Annotated in this window: 19 protein-coding genes; 7 read left to right on the plus strand and 12 right to left on the minus strand. The window is 29.8% G+C overall.

The window, feature by feature from the left end; translation table 11 throughout:
* Window positions 1–154 precede the first annotated feature (154 nt).
* From E6771_RS08950 to E6771_RS08970, 5 genes are read left to right on the plus strand one after another with little or no spacing between them, the layout of a single operon-like run.
* Window positions 155–1,726 carry an AbgT family transporter gene (locus tag E6771_RS08950; protein ID WP_316090940.1) on the plus strand — a complete coding sequence of 524 codons (1,572 nt, stop codon included), beginning with the start codon at window positions 155–157 and terminating at the stop codon, window positions 1,724–1,726.
* A 47-nt stretch (window positions 1,727–1,773) separates the two neighbouring features.
* The gene (locus E6771_RS08955; RefSeq protein WP_316090941.1) at window positions 1,774–2,481 is read left to right on the plus strand and encodes a DUF5058 family protein; all 708 of its coding nucleotides are present in this window, start codon (window positions 1,774–1,776) and stop codon (window positions 2,479–2,481) included.
* Window positions 2,482–2,509: 28 nt separating this feature from the next.
* On the plus strand, window positions 2,510–3,187 hold the full coding sequence (locus E6771_RS08960) for a hypothetical protein (protein WP_316090942.1): 678 nt from the start codon (window positions 2,510–2,512) through the stop codon (window positions 3,185–3,187).
* A 10-nt stretch (window positions 3,188–3,197) separates the two neighbouring features.
* Window positions 3,198–4,316, plus strand: a complete 1,119-nt coding sequence (locus E6771_RS08965; RefSeq protein WP_316090943.1) for a M20/M25/M40 family metallo-hydrolase — start codon at window positions 3,198–3,200, stop codon at window positions 4,314–4,316.
* A gap of 25 nt (window positions 4,317–4,341) precedes the next feature.
* Window positions 4,342–5,661, plus strand: coding sequence for an amidohydrolase (locus tag E6771_RS08970; protein WP_316090945.1), 1,320 nt, complete (start codon window positions 4,342–4,344; stop codon window positions 5,659–5,661).
* 57 nt (window positions 5,662–5,718) lie between these two features.
* On the opposite strand, the gene E6771_RS08975 is transcribed toward E6771_RS08970, so the two are convergent.
* Entirely contained in the window at window positions 5,719–6,597 is an 879-nt protein-coding gene (locus E6771_RS08975; protein ID WP_316090946.1) for a LysR family transcriptional regulator, read from the minus strand.
* Between the two features lie 130 nt (window positions 6,598–6,727).
* Here E6771_RS08975 and E6771_RS08980 point away from each other — a divergent pair, with 130 nt between their 5' ends.
* Window positions 6,728–7,303 carry a chromate transporter gene (locus tag E6771_RS08980; protein ID WP_316090948.1) on the plus strand — a complete coding sequence of 192 codons (576 nt, stop codon included), beginning with the start codon at window positions 6,728–6,730 and terminating at the stop codon, window positions 7,301–7,303.
* Window positions 7,304–7,318: 15 nt separating this feature from the next.
* Complete coding sequence (locus tag E6771_RS08985) at window positions 7,319–7,882, plus strand: chromate transporter (RefSeq protein ID WP_316090949.1); 564 nt, start codon at window positions 7,319–7,321, stop codon at window positions 7,880–7,882.
* Window positions 7,883–7,908: 26 nt separating this feature from the next.
* On the opposite strand, the gene E6771_RS08990 is transcribed toward E6771_RS08985, so the two are convergent.
* From E6771_RS08990 to E6771_RS09040, 11 genes are all read right to left on the minus strand, one after another.
* On the minus strand, window positions 7,909–8,790 hold the full coding sequence (locus tag E6771_RS08990) for a LysR family transcriptional regulator (RefSeq protein WP_316090951.1): 882 nt from the start codon (window positions 8,788–8,790) through the stop codon (window positions 7,909–7,911).
* A 77-nt stretch (window positions 8,791–8,867) separates the two neighbouring features.
* On the minus strand, window positions 8,868–9,329 hold the full coding sequence (locus E6771_RS08995) for a hypothetical protein (RefSeq protein WP_316090953.1): 462 nt from the start codon (window positions 9,327–9,329) through the stop codon (window positions 8,868–8,870).
* A 38-nt stretch (window positions 9,330–9,367) separates the two neighbouring features.
* Window positions 9,368–10,942, minus strand: coding sequence for a ClC family H(+)/Cl(-) exchange transporter (locus E6771_RS09000; protein ID WP_316090954.1), 1,575 nt, complete (start codon window positions 10,940–10,942; stop codon window positions 9,368–9,370).
* 309 nt (window positions 10,943–11,251) lie between these two features.
* Window positions 11,252–12,493 carry a dicarboxylate/amino acid:cation symporter gene (locus E6771_RS09005; protein ID WP_316090956.1) on the minus strand — a complete coding sequence of 414 codons (1,242 nt, stop codon included), beginning with the start codon at window positions 12,491–12,493 and terminating at the stop codon, window positions 11,252–11,254.
* A 147-nt stretch (window positions 12,494–12,640) separates the two neighbouring features.
* Window positions 12,641–13,477, minus strand: coding sequence for a diaminopimelate epimerase (dapF, locus tag E6771_RS09010; RefSeq protein WP_316090957.1), 837 nt, complete (start codon window positions 13,475–13,477; stop codon window positions 12,641–12,643).
* Between the two features lie 99 nt (window positions 13,478–13,576).
* The gene (locus E6771_RS09015; protein WP_316090959.1) at window positions 13,577–15,016 is read right to left on the minus strand and encodes a YfcC family protein; all 1,440 of its coding nucleotides are present in this window, start codon (window positions 15,014–15,016) and stop codon (window positions 13,577–13,579) included.
* A 20-nt stretch (window positions 15,017–15,036) separates the two neighbouring features.
* The gene (locus E6771_RS09020) at window positions 15,037–16,218 is read right to left on the minus strand and encodes a M20 family metallopeptidase (RefSeq protein WP_316090961.1); all 1,182 of its coding nucleotides are present in this window, start codon (window positions 16,216–16,218) and stop codon (window positions 15,037–15,039) included.
* Between the two features lie 191 nt (window positions 16,219–16,409).
* Window positions 16,410–17,714 carry a diaminopimelate decarboxylase gene (gene lysA, locus E6771_RS09025; protein WP_316090962.1) on the minus strand — a complete coding sequence of 435 codons (1,305 nt, stop codon included), beginning with the start codon at window positions 17,712–17,714 and terminating at the stop codon, window positions 16,410–16,412.
* Window positions 17,715–17,762: 48 nt separating this feature from the next.
* Entirely contained in the window at window positions 17,763–18,197 is a 435-nt protein-coding gene (locus E6771_RS09030; protein ID WP_316090963.1) for a threonine/serine exporter family protein, read from the minus strand.
* Between the two features lie 15 nt (window positions 18,198–18,212).
* On the minus strand, window positions 18,213–18,986 hold the full coding sequence (locus E6771_RS09035) for a threonine/serine exporter family protein (protein WP_316090965.1): 774 nt from the start codon (window positions 18,984–18,986) through the stop codon (window positions 18,213–18,215).
* 3 nt (window positions 18,987–18,989) lie between these two features.
* Complete coding sequence (locus E6771_RS09040; RefSeq protein ID WP_316090966.1) at window positions 18,990–19,910, minus strand: LD-carboxypeptidase; 921 nt, start codon at window positions 19,908–19,910, stop codon at window positions 18,990–18,992.
* Between the last annotated feature and the right edge of the window lie 116 nt (window positions 19,911–20,026).

The raw sequence follows: 20,026 nt of genomic DNA on the forward strand, positions 1-20,026 counted from the left end.
TATAAATTTGAAAGTAATTGTTCTTAATAAAAACAATTACTTTTTTTATTGAAAAAAATATATTGACAAATATTAAAAAAAATTGTATAAACTATTTAACTAAAAAATTAAGGACATATTAAAGACAAGACTTTAATATCTAAAGGAGGATTTTATGACACAAGGAAATGTTAAAAGCACCAAAATGACAACTTTTATTAAAACTGTAGAAAGAGTCGGAAATAAATTACCTGACCCATTTATTTTATTTGGAATATTTGCTATTTTTACTTTAATTATATCTCTTATTTTATCAAAAATGGGTGTAGAAGCCTCTTTTATGGAAAAAGGTGCAGAAGCTCTCACTGTAGTGAAAATTGAAAATTTACTTACTTTCAATAAATTGAGACAAGTTGTTTCTGATTTTCCTACTACTTATGTAAATTTTCCATCTTTAAAACTTGTTCTTATTATGATGATGGCTATTGGAGTAGTTGAAGAAACTGGATTTTTTGACTCTGTTATGAGAAAATATCTATTAAAAGCTCCTAAAGGCGTAGTAACTGCTGTATTTATTTTTGCATGTGTAAATGCTAATGTTATGTCAGATGCTGGAGTTATTCTTACACTTACGTTAGGTGGAGTTGTCTTTGCTTCAATAGGCAGAAGTCCTATTCTTGGAATAATGCTTGGATATGCAGCTTGTAATGGCGGATATTGTGCTAGTCTCCTAGTAGCTGGAGCAGATGCACTTGTAGCTGGTATTACTGAACAAGTAGCTGTAGACGCAGGTTTTCATTTAGATATCAACCCTTTGTGTAACTACTATTTTATGGCTGCTGCTACAGTAGTTCTTACTGTAGTTCTTACAATATTCACTGAGAAGTTTATAATGAGACTTTTTCCAGAAGAGGAAACTGCTGATGATTCTATGTTAAAAAAATATGAACTTTCTGATTTGGAAAATAGAGGATTAAAATTTGGGATGTATGGTTTTATTTCTTTTGTAATTATTATGCTTACTCTAACTCTTCCATCAGGAGCTTTTTTTAGAAATGCTGCTGGAGGATTTTTACCTAAATCACCATTACTTTCATCTATTGTAGTTATTTTATTTTTCCTATTTCTTTTCATAGGAGTTAGCTATGGAATAGGAATCAAAAAAATAGCCAGTGGAAAGGATGTTTCTAAGCTTCTCCAAGCTGGAGCAAAAAAATCTGCTCCATTGATGGTTACTTTCCTTACTTGTGCTTTATTTATGGATCTTTTAAATAAAAGTAACATCTTAAGAATAATAGCTATAAAAATGGCTGAACTTATTAAAGCTGCCAATGTTGGACCTCTATTTCTTCTTATTCTGGTAGTTATTCTTACTGCTATGATGAATCCATTTATGACTTCTGCATCTACAAAATGGATATTATTGGCTCCTATGGTGGTTCCTGTATTTGGAATGATTGGAGTTAATCCTGCCTATGCACAGCTTGCTTATAGGATTGGAGATTCTGCAACTAATATAATCTCTCCTTTACATCCAGCAATAACTGTTATTATAGGTCTTATGGCTCAATACAATTCTGAAAAAGAAAAGAAAACTGGAAAAAAAATAGATGAAGCTGGTTTTGGAACTATCTTCTCTTTAACTCTTCCTTATTCTATAGTTATTCTCATAACTCTTACTACACTTATGATTATCTGGTATATTTTAAGATTACCTATTGGTTTAGGAGTTTCTACATTTATATAACTAATTACTAAAAAGTTTAAAATACTATATAATAAAAAGGAGATAAAATGGAAAATTTAAATCACATGATCTATGCTAACCATCCTTTAATTTGGTTAATATGTTCAATTGGAATTATCATAGTTTTAATCCAATCTGCTCTAATTATTAAAAAGTCTATTCAAGCTGGAAAAGATATGGGAATTCCTAAAGAGAGAATGAATAGAGGAATAAAAACAGCTGCAATTGCAAGTATTGGTCCTGCTCTTGGAGTTGTTGGAAGTCTTTTAGCTCTTCTTGTCACAATGGGATCTCCTGTTTCTGCTCTTAGACTTAGTGTCATTGGTGGCTCTAATTTTGAAGCTATGGCTGCTAATTTTGGTGCTCAGGCAATGGGTTCAGAACTTTCTACCCACATGACACCTCTTGTATTCACAAATGCTCTTTGGGCAATGGCATTAGGATCTATGGGATGGATTATATTTGTTTTCCTTTTTGCCCATAAAATGGATAGAGTAAATGGGCTGCTTACTAGTGGAAGAAAAGCTCTTCTCCCTGCTGTAGGACTTGGAGCTATGCTTGGTTCTTTTGCTTATTTCAATATAGGAAATTATCTAAAAGTTACAACAAATCCAAACATTACTTTATCTGCTGTTTCTGGACTTATTATAATGATTATTTGTTTAAAAGTAGGGGAAAAATTTAGTTGGTTAAAAGAATGGGCTTTAACTATTGCAATGTTTGGTGGAGCTATAATAGCTACAATAGCATTTTAAAACTATGAGTGACTAGGAGGAAATTTAAGTGAGTATTTATAATAACTATATTGAAAGTATAACAAAAATCGGCAGATCAACAATGGTTTTAGGATTAGTAGCAACTTTACTTCCACCTTTAGTAATGACATTTTATTTTGGTTTTAATCCTGGAATTGCTGCTATAATGGCTGGAGCTATTTCTCAAATGTCTGTTTCTGGTGCTTTTTATTTCAGTGAACCTATCAGTTATTATCCAATAGTTGGCAGAGCTGGACTTTATATGGGATTCTTATCAGGAAATCTTGTCAATATGAGAATACCTGCTGCAATAGCTTCTCAGGAAGCTGCTGAATATGAATCAGGAACTGAAGAAGGGGCTATTATGGGAACTATTGGTATTGGAGTTTCTATTTGGATAGGAATAGTATTTTTACTCCTTTCTGTTTTTGCTGGGCAAACTCTTTTATCAAAATTACCTGTTTCTTTTATGACTATGCTTAGTTTAATTATTCCAGCATTATTTGGAGGAGTTTTTGCACAATTTGCTATAAAATCACCTAAAACTGCAATATTTGCCCTAGCAGTATCTCTTATTATGACAAAATTAGTAGCTCTTATTCCAGGAAATCCATCATTTATAGTAACATTAGTATCTGTATTTTCAACAATAACTTTTGCTAAAAAATTAATGGATAAAGAACTTTCTAAAAAATCTGTAAATTAAGGAGAATAAAATGAATAAAAAAAGAATGATAGAAAATTTCATAGAAATGATAAAGATACACTCTCCTTCTAATAATGAAGGGATATATGCTGAATACTTAATAAACCTTTTAAAAGAGCTTGGTGGGGAAATTTACTTAGATAATGGATATAAAAATTATGGAGGAAATGCTCCTGTTATTTTTGCAAAATTCAAAGGAAATTCATCTGAAAAAGGAATAACCTTAGCTGCTCATATGGATGTAATCGAACCATCTTCAAATATAAATCCTATAATAGAAAATAATATAATAAAAACTGATGGAACTACTACTTTAGGTGGAGATGACAAAGCTGGAATAGCTAGTATCATTGAAGTTTTAAGAACTATTAAAGAAAATAAATTAAATCATAGAGATATTTTTGTATTATTAACTCCTTGTGAAGAAGCTGGTATGCTTGGTGCAAAGAATATTGATTGGACTTCTGTTCCTGCTGCTATGAAACCAGCTATAAATATGCTTGTTATAGATAATGCTGGTAAAGCTGGACTCATTGCTCATACTGCTCCTAGTAAATATGGAATATCTTTTACATTTACTGGAAAAAAAGCTCATGCAGGAATAGAACCTGAAAAAGGAATTAATGCTATATGTATAGCTGCTCATGCTATATCTAATATGAAAATAGGACGTATTGATGAATTTACTACTTCCAATATAGGAAGTATCAAATCTGATTTTCCAACTAATGTAGTTTCTGATTGTTGTGTATTTACTGCTGAATTAAGAGGCCATTCTGAAGAAAAAATTATTGAAATGTTAAATAATTATGAAGAAGCATGTAAAAATGCCTCTCTCTTATTTGGTGGAAAATATACTATAGAAAAAAGTCATGATTATCCAGCTCTCAAACCAAAAGATGATTTGAAATTTGCTAAAGAATTTGCTAAAATTTATGAAGAGATTGGTATTCACCCAGAACTAAAAATAATTGGTGGTGGGTCTGATAGCAATATTCTAGCAAAAGAAGGTTTCAATTCTATAATCATTGGTGTTGGAATGTATGATGTTCATACTGTTAATGAATATCTTGTCACTGATGATTTATTTAAAACTACAGAGGCTATTTTGAAGTATATTATAAAATAAAGCCTCAGAGGAGAAGAGAGTTATTATGAATAAAAATGAATTAAAAGAAAGAGTCCTTGCAGCTATTAAAGAAAATAAAGAAATTATAATAGCAGCAGGAAGAAAAATATATTCAAATCCTGAATTTGGATATAAAGAATTTGAAACAACAAAAACTGTAAGTGATTTTTTCAAAAATGAACTTGGATTGGAAGTTGAAGAAAAGATAGCTTATACAGGATGCAGAGCTAGAATAAATGAAGATAAATCTGGACCTAAAGTGGCTATTCTTGGAGAGCTTGATGGGATATCTTGTTCTGAACATCCAGATGCCAACAGTATTGGAGCTTCTCACACTTGTGGACACAATGTTCAAATTGCTGGTATGCTTGGAGCTGCAGTAGGACTTATCAAATCAGGCGTTTTTAAAGAACTTGATGGTAAGATAGATTTCATTGCAACTCCTGCTGAAGAATTTATTGAACTTGCTTATAGAAGTAAATTAAAAGCTGAGGGACACATCAAATATTTTGGTGGAAAACAAGAGCTTATCAGAAAAGGTGCATTTGATGATGTAGATATGAGTATCATGTTCCATGCACTTGATACTGGAGATAAAAAAGTACTTGTAGGACCTGAAAGTAATGGATTTATTGGAAAAGAAATTAAGTTCATTGGAAAAGAATCACATGCAGGTTCTGCTCCATATGAAGGTATAAATGCTTTAAATGCAGCTATGCTTGCTATTAATAATGTAAATGCTCAAAGAGAGACTTTTAAAGAAGCTGATAGAGTAAGATTCCATCCAATTATTACAAAAGGTGGGGATATTGTTAATGTTGTTCCTGCTGATGTAAGAATGGAATCATATGTAAGAGCCAGAACTATTGATAGTATGATTGATGCTAATAAAAAAGTAAACAGAGCTCTTATCGCTGGAGCTATGGCTGTTGGAGCTGAGATAGAAATAACTGAACTTCCTGGATATCTTCCTATCCTAAAGCATGATGATATGGAGAAAGTTTTAAGAGATAATCTTCATTTTATAGGTCTTACAGATGATGATATTATAGATGGGGGAGATTTCACTGGGTCATTTGATTTTGGTGATGTATCTCATATCATTCCTACACTTCATCCAATGTTTGGTGGTGTAAAAGGAGCTCTTCACACTAGAGGATACTCTATTATTGATGAAGAATATGCTTACCTTGCCCCAGCTGAATCTATGGCTCTTACAGTGGTAGATTTATTATTTGATGGAGCTGAAATAGGAAAGGGAATCCTTAAAAATTTCAAACCTGCTATGACAAAAGAAGAATATCTTACTTTTATGGAATCTAATGATAAAACTATAAAAGCATAATCTTTTAAAATAATGAAAATGAGGATAATCATAATAAATTATGATTGCCCTCATTTTTTATTTTTCCATATTTTTACACATTTCAATAAAAGACACTGCTGAAGAACTTAAATATTTATTTTTGTGATAAATGATATTAAACTTTCTCACAAATTTAATATTTTTTATTTTAACTCTGGAAACTATTTTCTTTTCAAGTTCCTCTTTTACCAGATAATAAGGTAATACTGCTATTCCTATATTTTGTTGTACAGCAATCACTAGAGCCCTTGTACTGATACTTTCCCATAGTGGTTCTATAGTTATTCCTCTTGAAAAAAGTATACTGTCAAATAATTCTCTTGTTCCACTTCCTCTTTCCCTCAAAAGAAAATTTTGATTTTTTATTTCTTCCAGAGAAACAGTTTCTTTCTGTGCTAAAGGATTTTCAGGGCTGCATATTATTACAAGCTTATCATCCAAAATAGGGTTACTTATAATATTTTCAGAGTGTATTATTCCATCAATTATAGCAAGATCAAGTTCATTTGTCAGAAGCTTATTTTCTATTACTTTTGAGTTTTCTATATATACATTTATTTTTACACTTGGATATATTTCAGCAAATTTTTCAACATATTTTGGCATGAAATATGTTCCAGTAGCAATAGTAGCTCCTATTTTTAAATTATTAAATAAATCATGACATTTTAATTCTTTTTCCATTTCATCAAAAAGAGAAGTTATATGAGAAGCATAACTTAAAAATTTTCTTCCTGGTTCTGTTATATAAAGTCTTTTGGATATCCTGTCAAAAAGTTTTATTCCATAATATTCTTCTAATTCCTTTATAGCCAGGCTTGCAGCTGGCTGTGCTATAAAGAGCTCCTTTGCTGCCATAGTTACATTGTTATATTTACATACTGCCAAAAAAATTTTGATATGTCTCAATGTCATAATAAATACCTCTCTTATCATATAAAAAAAATTATATACTTTATAATATTATATTATTTTTTTTATAATTAAACAAGTTATATAATAAGTATATGAAATAAAAGAAATATTATAAAAATGGAGGTAAATTATGGAAACTTTAACTTTACAGAAAAAAAATTACTGGAAGCTTTTTACAACCATGCTTTACCTTAGTGCGTTTACATTTGGGGGAGGATTTGTGATTGTTTCTCTTATGAGAAAAAAATTTGTAAAAGAATATCATTGGATAGATGAAAAGGAAATATTGAACCTTATAGCCATTGCTCAATCTTCTCCTGGTTCTTTATCTATTAATATATCTATCTTGGTTGGTTACAAACTGGCAGGTATTCCAGGTACATTAATCTCTATCACAGCTACAGCACTTCCACCACTTATTACATTATCAATAGTTTCATTCTTTTATATATCTTTTAAAGATAATGTCACTATAAATGCTCTAATGAAAGGCATGCAGGCTGCTATTGCAGCAATTATTTTTGATGTTACATTTTCTCTGGCTAAAGATGTAGTAAAAAGAAAAGAGTTAATCTTTAGTTTAATGACAATAGCAGTATTTATTGCAGTATATTTCTTTGAAATTAATATTATATTTATAGTTTTAGTTTGTGGATTTATTGGTGCAATTTCCAGCAGTTGTAAATTCAAGACTCAAAATCTTTAAAAAGAGGTGACATTTATGATATATTTAAATTTATTTATAAGCTTTTTCAAAATAGGGCTATTTAGTATAGGAGGAGGATATGCAGCAATGCCTCTTATCAAATCCCAAGTTGTTGATCTTCACCAATGGCTGACATTAAAAGAGTTTACAGATATTATAACTATTGCTGAAATGACTCCAGGTTCTGTATCATTAAATTGTGCTACATTTGTGGGAATACAAATAGCAGGAATAAAAGGTGCTCTGGTTGCTACTCTTGGATGCATTACTCCTTCTTTTATTGTAGTTATGATCTTTACATTTCTTTATTTTAAATATGGAGATCTCAAAATTATCAAAGGTGTTTTAAGGGGATTACGTCCTGCAGTTGTTGGTCTTATAGCTTCTGCTGGAACTACAATAGCACTTATTGCTTTCTTTGAAAATAAAATAACTATTCAGGAAAAACATATTAATTATATATCAATAATGATCTTTCTTTGTGCTGTTATAGCTCTTAGGAAATTTAAAATAAATCCAATTTGTGTAATGCTTGTATCTGGAATTTTTGGAATAGGTATATATAGATTTTTAGTGTAAAAAGAAAATGCTGAAAACAATGATTTTCAGCATTTTTTCATAAATTTAAACCAGTTTTTATATTCTTCTTTATATATACTACCCTTTAAAAAGACAAAATTAAATTCTCTTTCTGCATGAAAATTTTTCAATTTTATAACTGAAATTTCTCCATTTTTAATCTCTTTCTCAACTGCTGTTTTATATATAAAAGTTATTCCAACATTATTTTTTACCATTTCTTTTATCATTCTTATATTTTCTATTTCATATTTTTTTGTAAAATCATTAATAGAAAGATTGTTATCATACAATATTTTTTCAAAAATATCTCTGCTTCCAGAACCTTCTTCTCTTATTATAATTCTTTCTTCTAAAAGCTCTTCAAAATTAAATTCTTTTTGAGAAAATCTATTTTTACTAGAACATACTGCAACAAACTCTTCTTTTGAAAAAAGGAATGAATCATATTTTGTTTTTTCAAAAAATCCTTCTACTAGAAGAAATTCTATATCTCCATTTTCTAATTTTTCAAGCAGTATTTTAGTATCTTTTACTGAGATGGATACATTTATTTCGGGATAATCAGAAGAAAAATTTCTCAATACCTTAGGAATCACATACTCACCTATTGTGAGAGTTGCTCCAAAATTTAAAATATAATTACTTGATGAAAAATTTAATAGTTTTTCTCTTATTTTTTCAGAATCAGAATTCATTGCTACCAAATATCGATACAATAATTTCCCATATTCTGTTAAAGACAAGGCTCTTCCTGAATATAAAAAAAGTTTATTTTTATAAAATTCTTCTAAAAATTTTATGTGCTGGGTTACAGCAGGTTGCGTCATATGAAGATTTTCAGCAGTTCTAGTATAACTTAATGTCTTACATAATTCCAGAAATGTATAAATTCTAAAATCAAGCATTATCTCCCTCCTATAAAAAATGATTCAAAAGTTAAAAATTTAACATCTTTACTTTTGAATCATTTTTTAATAATTAATTAAAATCCTCTTATTAAAATTGTGAATATCATTGCTATAACAAATAAAGCCACAATTCCTCCAACAGTGGAAAGAAGACTTAACGCTATTTTTGTTCCCAAGGATTTATTTGTAAGAAATGTATTTCTTACAAAATAAATATTAGCTACAGCAAATACTGCTCCCAGAACTCCTCCTTTTATTAAAAAGAAAAATGATGGTATTATGAAAAAATAGGCTATTTTGGAATAATTTTCCATTATTTTTATTTTTTCATTTTTATCAATAACTATCATTGGTGAATTAAAGAAATTATCTGTTATTTTAACTTCTCTTTCTATTCCTTGATCATCTATTAATTTAGTTTTTCCCCATTTTAATTTAACAGGATTTCCATTATACTTAAGAACACTTTTTAATCCAGATATTTCCCAAACTATTTTATTTTCTACAAAATTTGGATGTTCCACTTTAAATTCCATGCCTATTCCCCCACTTAGATATTTTATATAAAGTTTAATTAACTACATGTACCTAATTTATATAAACTCTCCTTCATAATATGAACTTTCTTTTCTGGAAGAAGTATTGTTATTCTATCTCCAGCTTCTATTCTAGCATTTCCCTTTGGAATTATTTCATGTTCATTTCGTGTAATAGCTACTACTAAAACATCTTCAGACCAATCTATTTCACATATTCTCTTTCCATCTAGTTCGGACTCCCCAGTTACTGGAATAGTTATTATAGTTTTTTTACTATGTTCTAATTTTTCACATGGAACATCTTTTGGCATTCTTTCATAAAGAATTTCATAGATTGGTTCTAATCCTAATAAATCAGTTATATAGTATGCTACCACAGAAACTGTTACAAGTGCAAGTAAGTGATCAAAATTTCCTGTCATTTCTAAAATAAGAACTGCTCCAGTTATAGGAGCTCTTACAACTGCCACAAAATATCCTGCCATTCCTAATACCATATAATGAGGTATAAATTCAGGTCCTACACCTAGTATATTAACTAACAATATTCCATATATCTTTCCTAATATAGCTCCTAATACCAACATTGGAAGAAATATTCCTCCAGCAAAACCTGTTGCGTATGACAATGCAGTAAATAATAATTTTATAATAAATATAACAGCAAGCAACTGTATAGTTCTATTTCCTCCTGCCATCTCTTCAACTAATTCATGTCCTCCACCTGTTACTTCTGGCAAAACAAAACATAAAATAAATGAAGTTGTCATAACAAAAGAAACTTTTGCCCATCTTGGTAATTTAGCACCTTTATATGTATCTTGAACTTTTATCAAAGTCATTGTAAATATTTTTCCAAAAAATGCTATAATTATACCAAAGCAAACAAATAAGCCAAATTGAAGATAAGGGTTTATTTCTTTAGGATAGTTTACAATTAAATTAAAGGCTGTCTCCATTCCAAACATTCTTCTTCCAACAAAATCAGATGCAATACTAGCTAAAAAAGTACATATCAGAAGTTTTGAAGATATGAATTTATGTAATTCTTCTAAACTAAACATAACTCCAGCTAGAGGTGCTCCAAAAGCTCCTGCTAATCCAGCACTTGCTCCACTTGTTACAAGATATTTTTTATCAACAGAGTCTCTCTTAAAAATCTTAGTAGCTCCATATCCTATATAAGATCCTAATTGCACTGAAGGCCCTTCTCTTCCTAATGAAAGTCCACATCCAATTCCAAATAGCCCTCCTATAAATTTTGCAATTAATTCTTGGCCCCATTTTACATAATCAAGCTGTCTTAAAATTATTCCTTTTACTTGTGGTATTCCACTCCCAGATGTTTTTGGATATTTTTTTGCAATTAAATCCACTAATAATCCAATAGCTATAAATCCTCCCCATACCAGCACCAAAAACATTGGACTTTTCAAATCTTCATGACTGAAAATACTTTCCCTTATATGATTGGCATAGCTTAATCCCCATCTGTAAATAGAAACAATAAAACCTGTCAATACTCCAACTCCTAAACAGAGCATATACAGTTTTCCGCTTCCTTTTTGCAGTAATTTTAAATTATCTTCTGCAGTTTTTTCAGAATTCATAATGAAGTCCCCCATAATATATTGATTTTCTTTCATATTCTATTCCTTTTTCTGATATAATACAATAATTTTTTAAAAAATTTCATGAAAAAATAAAACAAAACTGTTGTATCACAATTCAAATATATAATTACTTTCTTCATTTCTACGTATTTAACTTTTTTGTTTATATACTCTAACAAGTAATATTTTTATTCTTTAATTCTCTCTTTTTAATTTTTATTAATTTCAAAAAATTAAAAAGAGAATGAACTATAGGTAGAAATTTATTCTAACTTTCAGTCATTCCCTTTATAAATCTATATAAGATTATCCTAAATTTTTCTTAATCCAATCCTTACCTTCTACCATTCTTGTTACAAGCATAGCTGCTACTGTGTCTCCAGTTGCATTTATCATTGTAGCAGGTGGATCAACAAGATATCCAATTGTTGCAATAATAGGGAATGCTTCTGGTGGGAATCCATACATAGTTACTATAAGCATTTCTCCAATAAGACCTCCCCCTGGAACTCCTGACATTACCACTCCACCTACTATAGAAAGAAGAATAGCACTTATATAAGTTCCTGCTCCAGTAAATGGGACTCCAAATATACCAAATAAAAATGAAATTTTTAGTATAGAACTAAATACTGTTCCGTCCATATGTGCTGTTGCTCCTATTGGAAGTACTATTTCTCTAATATCTTTAGGAACCCCAATTTTTCCAGCTGCTTCTAAATTTACTGGAAGAGTAGCTATACTACTTTGAGTAGCTAGAGAAGTTATAGCTGGTGAAAGAAGATGTTTCAATGATTTTACTCCTTCTTTTCCCCCTGCTATGTATCCATATACTGGAAACATAAAAATAAAATAAGCAAAACATAATGGATAATAAACTATCATAGCTCTTGTGTATGAACCTATTAATTCTTTTCCATATTCACCTACAAGTGCTGCAAAATAAGCTCCTAACCCTATTGGAGCATAATACATTAATAAATTTATCATTTTTAAAAATACTTCTGCTAATGCATCTAGGCCATCAGCAATTTTTCTTCCTTTTTCTCCAACCATATTTACACATAACCCAAATACTATTGAGAAGAGAATAAGAGGAAGCATGTTTTTTCTTGAAATAAGTTCAGGAAAATCTGTAACAGTTATTGCTCTTACAATCTGATCGCCAGTTTGAAAGGGTTTTAATGCTTCTGCTGCTGGAATATTGAGATTTACACCTTGAGCTGGTGGAAAAATATTCACTATAATCAATATTATTATTGCAGCTACAAATCCAGTTGAAACAAATATAAGTATCAAGTTCTTAAGAATACTTTTTAATCTAGACATATCACTCATACTAGAAATTGAACTGCTTATAGTTACCATTACTAATGGTACAACTATTGTAAACATCCCATTGATAAATAAATCTCCAAAAGGTTTAAATACTTTTGCCTTCTCTCCCATTACAGTTCCAATGATACTTCCTAAAATTATTGCCCCTATTAAAATAATAGAAAAACGATAGGCTTCCCATACACTTTTTTTCTTATTCAATTCTGCCATTTTTAACACCTCACTGCTTTTATTTAGAATTTAAATTTTTCCTATTTAGGAAATAATTCAAAAATCCACTTATATATTCAAATATAACACTTACAACATCAATTACCTTTTTTAATTTTCATTATTTTTAAAGTCAATAGTATTCCTTTACTTTAAAAATTCTCCATGGCATATAGTCTCTGCTTTTCCAGACATAGTTATTTTATAATCTTCCCCTATTTCTATGAAAAGTTCTCCTCCTTCTGCCATAAGTTTTATCTTATTTTCTTTTATTTTTCCCAACTTATGTGCTAGTGCTGCTGTTGCACAGCATCCTGTTCCACATGCAAGTGTTCTTCCAGCTCCCCTTTCCCATGTTTTTATCATTATAGTATCCTTTCCTATTATTTTAGCAAAATTTACATTTGTTTTTTGAGGAAATATATCATTTTTTTCCATAAGTCTTCCTATTTCATTTACGTCATATTCATCAAAACTTTCTACAAAAATAGTTGTATGTGGAACTCCCATAAGTACACTTGAGAAAACTACTTTCTTATTTTTTATAAAAATTTCTTCTTCCAAAATATTTTCTTTTTTTATGGTACAAGGAATTGATTTTCTTCTAAAATCAATTTTTTCCATATCAACTTTAAGATATTCTATGTTTCCTGAAATATCTATATTAAGTTTTATATATTTTATTCCTGCATCTGTTTCTACTGAAAATTCATTCTTTGTTACAATTTCATTATCATATACAAATTTTGCAAAGCATCTTATTCCATTACCACACATCTCTCCTCTTGAACCATCAGAATTGTAATAGTTCATTTTTATATCTGCTTTTGAACTTCTTTCACAAAACATAAGTCCATCTGCACCTACTCCAAAATGTCTGTCACAAACTTTTTTGGCTGTTTCATTCCAGCTTGAAGATTTTTCTATCATCCCATTAATTAGAATAAAGTCATTCCCTGCTGCCTGCATTTTTGAAAATTTCATTCTCTCCTCCTTTCTATTTTTTCAGTTCTGATAATATGAAAATTGGTAATATTATTCATAAATTTTATTATTTTTGTATTATCAATCTATAATTTTATTTTAATATCCAATTATATAGGCTATTATTACTGCTGCTGCTCCAATAGACAACCATATTCCCATTAAAGGTCCCATCCATTTTACCCATTTCTCATATGGAATTTTTGCTATAGCTAAATAACTCATTAATCCACTTGCTGTTGGATTTATATAATTTGTAAACCCATCTCCATACTGAAATGCTAAAACTGTTGTCTGTCTTGATATTCCTAATAAATCTCCAAGTGGAGCCATGATTGGCATTGTTGTTGCTGCTTGTCCTGAACCAGATGGAATAAATATATTTGTAAATATTTGAGTTATGTACATCAATACAACAGATATATATCCTGGAAGATGAGAAATTGCCTGAGATAATGAATGTAATATAGAATCTATTACTTGACCTTGTTGTAAAATTACTAATACAGCATTTGCTATTCCGATAGATAAGGCTCCAAATAAAACTCCTTTAGCTCCCTCTATAAAATTTTCTGCAGCTTTACTTGGCCCTATTCCACATACAAAGCTTGATGATATCCCCATTAATAAAAATACACTTATAAGTTCATCTGTTCCCCATCCATATTTAAGTACTCCATAAATTATTGTTCCAAATCCTAGAAAAAATATTCCTAAGACAATTTTTTGTGCCCCAGTAAGCTTTGGAAGAGTATCAAAATCTATACTAAAATTATCATTTTTTTCTAATTCTCTTACTACACTGCTCTCTGGATTAGATTTTACCTTATGAGCATATCTAGTTATATAGATACAAGTTACAATATAGAGAATCACATATACTACAACTCTATATCCCATTCCAGAATATATAGGAAGTTGTGACACTTGTTGAGCCACTCCTACAGTGAAGGGATTTACAAATCCTCCAACAAATCCAACTCCCGCTCCAAGAGCTACTATTGACATTCCCACCATAGCATCAAATCCAAGAGCTCTTGCCATTACTATTCCTAAAGGAACAAATGCTATAGCTTCTGTATTCATTCCTATTGTAACTCCTCCAATTGAAAATACAAATACAACAATTGGAATAAGAAGCATACTTTTATTCCTCAAAAGAAGAGCTATTCTTGCTATCCCACCTTCAATAGCTCCCGTTTTTTGCATCATATTAAAAGAACCACATACTAGAAAAGTAAAAAATACAATTCCTGCTGAATTTTTCAAACCTTTTACAAATGATGTAAAAAGATTAGGCTGTGTCATTGAAAAAAACATTACAGGGGTGTTTTCTACATATTGAAAAGTTGCTGGATCTATAATATTTCTTCCTGATACTGGATCTAGAACTCTTTGATATACTCCTGCTGGAACAAGATATGTTGCTATAAATGCGAGTAATACAATACATGAAATTATTACATATGTATGAGGAATTTTCATTCCTTCAAAATATTTCTTTCTTTTTATTTCAGGTGTTCCTGTTCTTTCTGACATTACTTTCCTCCCCCAAAATTTTATTTTTTATTAAATGCTGAATATATATTCAATATCTGCATTTCTACCCCAATCATAAGTGCATCTTCATCTATATCAAATAGCCCATTATGAGCAGGAGCATCTATCCCTTTTTCTTTATTTTTTACACCTAAAGTAAAAAATGCTCCTGGAGTTTTTTCAATAAAATATGCAAAATCTTCTACTCCCATATTTGCAGTCTTTTTTTCAAAAATATTACTTTCTCCTAAGAGTTCTAGAGCATTCTCTCTTATTATATCTACTTCTTTATCATGATTTATCAGAGCAGTATATCCTTCTTCTCTTATAAACTCTCCACTTCCTCCAAAAGCTTTAGGAACATTAGTTACTATTTCTTCTATTTTTGCCAGCATAACTTTTCTTACTTCTGGACTCAATGTTCTCAAAGTTCCTACTAACTGAACTTTATCTGCTATTATATTTCCCTGAGTTCCTCCATGAATTGTTCCAATAGTAATCACTCCACTTTCTCTGGCATCTATATTTCGGCTTACTATAGATTGCAATGCCACCATTACATGAGATGCAGCAAGAATTGCGTCCACTCCATCACTTGGATATGCTCCATGACAAGATTTTCCATATATATTTATTTTCAAAGTATCAGATGAAGCATTCATTGCTCCATATTTTATTCCAATATGACCTGTTGGTAAATATTCATCTACATGCAATCCAAATACACAATTAACATTTTCAAGAGCTCCTTCTTGTATCATAGGTTTAGCCCCACCAACTGTTTCTTCAGCTGGCTGAAATAAAAATCTTATATTACAAGGTGGAATTATTTTATTATCTGAAAAATATTTAGCTACTCCTAAAGCAACAGTTGTATGTGCATCATGTCCACAGGCATGACATTTCCCCTCATTAACAGAAGTATATGGAGTATTTTTTTTATCTTTTATAGGCAAGGCATCTATATCAGCTCTCAAAGCTATTGTATAATTAGAATCTTCCCCTTTTATTTCAGCAATTATACCTGTTTTAAATACTTTATCTTTATATGGTATTCCCATTTCTTTCAAGTATTGACCTATTTTTTCCATTGTTCTATATTCTTCTTGACCTAGCTCTGGATGTTTATGAAAATCCCTTCTGACATCTATAAGCCAGCTTTTCTCCCTTTCAATTTCTTTTTTCAGTGTATTAATATTCATTTTTCCTCCAAGCTTTAGGAAATTTTTATTCCTTAATGATTTTACCAATTTATTCAATTTTGTTCCATCAATCAAAATAAATAGTTTTTTGTTCATATTTTATATATTTTAATTCTTTATTTCAGTAAAATATTTTTTTATATAATTCATATTTTTAGAATACTATCTAATTTAAAAAAATTTAACTTTTACTAAAGAGCTATCAAAACATCATTTTTAACTAAGTCTTCAAAACTTTCTCTTTTTATTGATAAAGCACTTTTTCCATCTTTAACAAATACTACTGCTGGTCTTGGAGCTTTATTATAGTTATTAGACATTGAATATCCATATGCTCCTGTCGTTGCTACTAATACTAAATCACCTGCTTCTGCTTTTGCCAATTTCTCATTTTTAATTATCAAATCTCCAGATTCACAACATTTTCCAGCTATTGTTACTACCTCTTCTGCTGTTTCATCAGCTTTATTTGCTACTATAGCTTCGTATTCAGCTTGATATAATGCTGGTCTTATATTATCAGTCATTCCTCCATCAATAAATATATATTTCACTCCACCATAAGTAGTTTTTGTTCCTCCAACTGTATATAAAGTACTCCCTGCATTTGCTACAATACTTCTTCCAGGTTCAATAGAAACCTTTTCCAACTTCATTTTTTCAGCTTCTAAACTTCTTTCTAAATGTTCTATCATAGATTTCATAAACTGTTCTACATCTATTGCTGTATCTTTCTCAGTATAATATACTCCAAATCCACCACCAAGATTTATTTCTGGAATATATATTCCTAAAGCTTCTGATATTTTTTTAGTTTCTTTTACCATTGATTCAATTCCTTCATGGAAAGCTTTGGTATCAAATATTTGGGAACCAATATGACAATGAAAACCTAAAAATTCCATATTTCTATCTTTAACTATTTTTTCTACTATTTCTGCTATTCTATCATCAAATATTGATTCTCCAAATTTTGATGAATGTTTAGAAGTTTTTATATACTCATGTGTATGCGCATCTATTCCTATATTTACTCTCAACATAACTTTAACTTTTTTATTTTTTTCTTTACATATTTTTGATAATCTTTCAATTTCTTCTTCATTATCAATAATAATACTTCCTATTTCATAATCAAGACACATTTCCAATTCTTCATCAGTTTTATTATTTCCATGCATATGAACCTTTTTCATAGGAAGTCCACTTGCTTTTATAGTATATAATTCCCCACCAGATACAGCATCTATATCTATATCATATTTTTCAACTAACTGACATATAGCTTTTGATAAAAATGCTTTTGACGCATATACAATGGATGTATTAAATTTATTGCTTTTAAAATTATTTTTATATTTAATTATATTTTCTTCTATGAGAGCTTGATCCATTATATATAGAGGTGTACCATATTTCTTTGCTAATTCAGTTACTTTCACCCCCCCTATTTCAAGTATTCCATTTTCTGTTTTCATAGTACCAAATAATTTCATTATCTTCCTCCTAATTTAAGTTTTTCTAAGCTGCACTATATTAATAACTTAATAAAGTTTTTTCTTTTTTGAAAAGTATATCTGGCATATTGTAGAGCCTAATAATATTCCTACTGCTATAGCTCCAGCTACTATAAATGTCTGTATTCCTTTTTGAACTGTCATCTGCATATCGTTTTTTATAAGCCCATACATAGTATAGTAAACACCACTTCCTGGAACTAATGGTATAAATCCTCCAATAAGAAATGTTATTGCAGGAGATTTTAATTTTCTGGCCATTATTTCAGAATATATTGTCATTGATAAAGAAGCTGCTAAAAACGCTATTGCTTCTGATAAATTTACTTTTAATGATATTAAGTAAAAAAACCATCCTATCCCACCACTTATTCCTGCATAGAATAATTTTTTTCTATTTAATCCAAAAAGTATTCCAAATCCTAAAGTTGCTGTTATTGCTGCAGCTATTTGAATAATCATTCTTCCCTCCATAAATCATAGAAAAATAGAAAGTATCATTCCTGATCCAGAAGCTAATGCTATCCCTGTAGTTACAGCTTCTACTCCTCTTGATATTCCTGAAACAAAATCTCCAGCTATAATATCTCTTATAGAATTAGTAAAAGATATTCCTGGAACGAGAAGCATCAAGGCAGATATTATAGAAATAGATATGTCATCTATAAAGTTAAACTTAAAAAATGTCAATGAAATTATAGCTGCTATTACCCCACCAATAAAATTAATAAAAAAATTATTTAATTTTAAATCTTTTATAAACTCATCTGCACATGCAAGGATAAAAGTAGAGATAAAAGCTACAATACTGTCTCTTATCTCTCCCTTAAAAAGTATAGCAAATGCACTGCCAACCAATACATTTCCTAATACTTTTTTTTTAAAATCCATCCTATTTTCAGCTTCTATTTCCATTATTTTTTCTTTTATTTCTGATATTTTATACTCATTAAGATTTCGAGCTATATGATTCAACCTGTCTACTTTATCTAAATTCAAAGTTCTTGAGTCTATTCTATCAACTTTTGAATATCTCTTTCCATCTGAAGAATCTATTGAAGTAATTATAGTATTTAAAGTGGCAAAGCTATTTGCCTTTATCCCATAGTATTCACAGGTTCTTCTTATAGTTTCTTCTGTTCTATAAGTTTCTCCGCCATTTTGTAGTATCAATCTTCCCATATAACATGCCACAAAAAGAACAGTATTTTCTTCTATCTTTTCTTTTGAAATACTATTTTTCTTATTCATAGATTATCTTACAACCTTTTCCAATATCTCTATTTCTTTTACTGTTGTATTTATTTTTGTCTTTGCTCCCAGAGGAAGAGTTATCATAGGTTCACTATGTCCAGATTCAAAATTATAAACTACAGGTATTTTTAAGTCCGAAAGATAATCTTTAAATACTTCCATCAAAGACATATCATTTTCAGAATCTGCTGGACAGTTTCTAAAGTCACCAAGTATGATTCCATTAATTTTTTCAAAAACCTTAAATTTTTTCAACTGATTCAGCATTCTATCTATTTTATATGTCTTTTCTCCTATTTCCTCTAAGAAAAGTATCTTTCCTGTATAATCAACATCATAATCTGTTCCAAGGCTTGATATCAAAGTAGCTAAATTTCCACCTACTATTTCTCCTTCTCCTATTCCTTCACAAAGCACTCCTAATTCCTTTGAAAAATTTTTTAATAGCAATTTATCATTCTTATTCATAAGTACTTCTTCAAAGCTTTTATAAGTATCTTTATTGTATCCACCAGAAAAATTACTTACAGCCATAGGACCATGAAATGTCACAAGTCCAGTTTTTTGAAAAATAGCCATATGTAAAGTTGTTATATCGCTATATCCTATAAAAATTTTAGGATTTTTTTTAATCATAGAATAATCCACCATTTCTACAAGTCTATTACAACCATATCCACCTCGCATACAAATTATTCCATCTATATTAGGATTTTCAAAAAAATCATTTATATCTTTTACTCTTATTTCTTCTGGACCAGCATATGAAAACCATCTGCTTTTAGTACTTTCTCCAAGAATAACTTTAAATCCCATTTTTTCAAGGTTGTCTTTTGCACTTTCTACTTTATCTATAGAAGTAAAGCTTGCTGGTGCAATGATACCTAAAGTGTCACCCTTTTTAAGTTTATTCCCTAACACACTATCACCTCAAAAATTTTTATCTAAACATTATATTACAAATCCATACTGCTGTTAATAATCCTGCCAGATCTGCTAAAAGTCCTGCTGCTACTGCATGTCTTGTCTTTCTTATA

Origin of the sequence: Fusobacterium sp. (assembly GCF_032477075.1) — a bacterium.
Taxonomy (GTDB): Bacteria; Fusobacteriota; Fusobacteriia; order Fusobacteriales; family Fusobacteriaceae; genus Fusobacterium_A.

Bases quoted from the DNA above. Each gene is read 5' to 3' on its own strand.
- E6771_RS08975 (WP_316090946.1), bottom strand. From the start codon at position 6,597: ATGACATTGAGACATATCAAAATTTTTTTGGCAGTATGTAAATATAAC.
- dapF (WP_316090957.1), bottom strand. From the start codon at position 13,477: ATGAAATTTTCAAAAATGCAGGCAGCAGGGAATGACTTTATTCTAATT.
- E6771_RS09030 (WP_316090963.1), bottom strand. From the start codon at position 18,197: ATGATTATTCAAATAGCTGCAGCAATAACAGCAACTTTAGGATTTGGA.
- E6771_RS08980 (WP_316090948.1), top strand. From the start codon at position 6,728: ATGGAAACTTTAACTTTACAGAAAAAAAATTACTGGAAGCTTTTTACA.
- E6771_RS09020 (WP_316090961.1), bottom strand. From the start codon at position 16,218: ATGAATATTAATACACTGAAAAAAGAAATTGAAAGGGAGAAAAGCTGG.
- E6771_RS08970 (WP_316090945.1), top strand. From the start codon at position 4,342: ATGAATAAAAATGAATTAAAAGAAAGAGTCCTTGCAGCTATTAAAGAA.
- E6771_RS09000 (WP_316090954.1), bottom strand. From the start codon at position 10,942: ATGAATTCTGAAAAAACTGCAGAAGATAATTTAAAATTACTGCAAAAA.
- E6771_RS08995 (WP_316090953.1), bottom strand. From the start codon at position 9,329: ATGGAATTTAAAGTGGAACATCCAAATTTTGTAGAAAATAAAATAGTT.
- lysA (WP_316090962.1), bottom strand. From the start codon at position 17,714: ATGAAATTATTTGGTACTATGAAAACAGAAAATGGAATACTTGAAATA.
- E6771_RS09015 (WP_316090959.1), bottom strand. From the start codon at position 15,016: ATGTCAGAAAGAACAGGAACACCTGAAATAAAAAGAAAGAAATATTTT.
- E6771_RS08950 (WP_316090940.1), top strand. From the start codon at position 155: ATGACACAAGGAAATGTTAAAAGCACCAAAATGACAACTTTTATTAAA.
- E6771_RS08990 (WP_316090951.1), bottom strand. From the start codon at position 8,790: ATGCTTGATTTTAGAATTTATACATTTCTGGAATTATGTAAGACATTA.
- E6771_RS09005 (WP_316090956.1), bottom strand. From the start codon at position 12,493: ATGGCAGAATTGAATAAGAAAAAAAGTGTATGGGAAGCCTATCGTTTT.
- E6771_RS08965 (WP_316090943.1), top strand. From the start codon at position 3,198: ATGAATAAAAAAAGAATGATAGAAAATTTCATAGAAATGATAAAGATA.
- E6771_RS09035 (WP_316090965.1), bottom strand. From the start codon at position 18,986: ATGAATAAGAAAAATAGTATTTCAAAAGAAAAGATAGAAGAAAATACT.
- E6771_RS08985 (WP_316090949.1), top strand. From the start codon at position 7,319: ATGATATATTTAAATTTATTTATAAGCTTTTTCAAAATAGGGCTATTT.
- E6771_RS08955 (WP_316090941.1), top strand. From the start codon at position 1,774: ATGGAAAATTTAAATCACATGATCTATGCTAACCATCCTTTAATTTGG.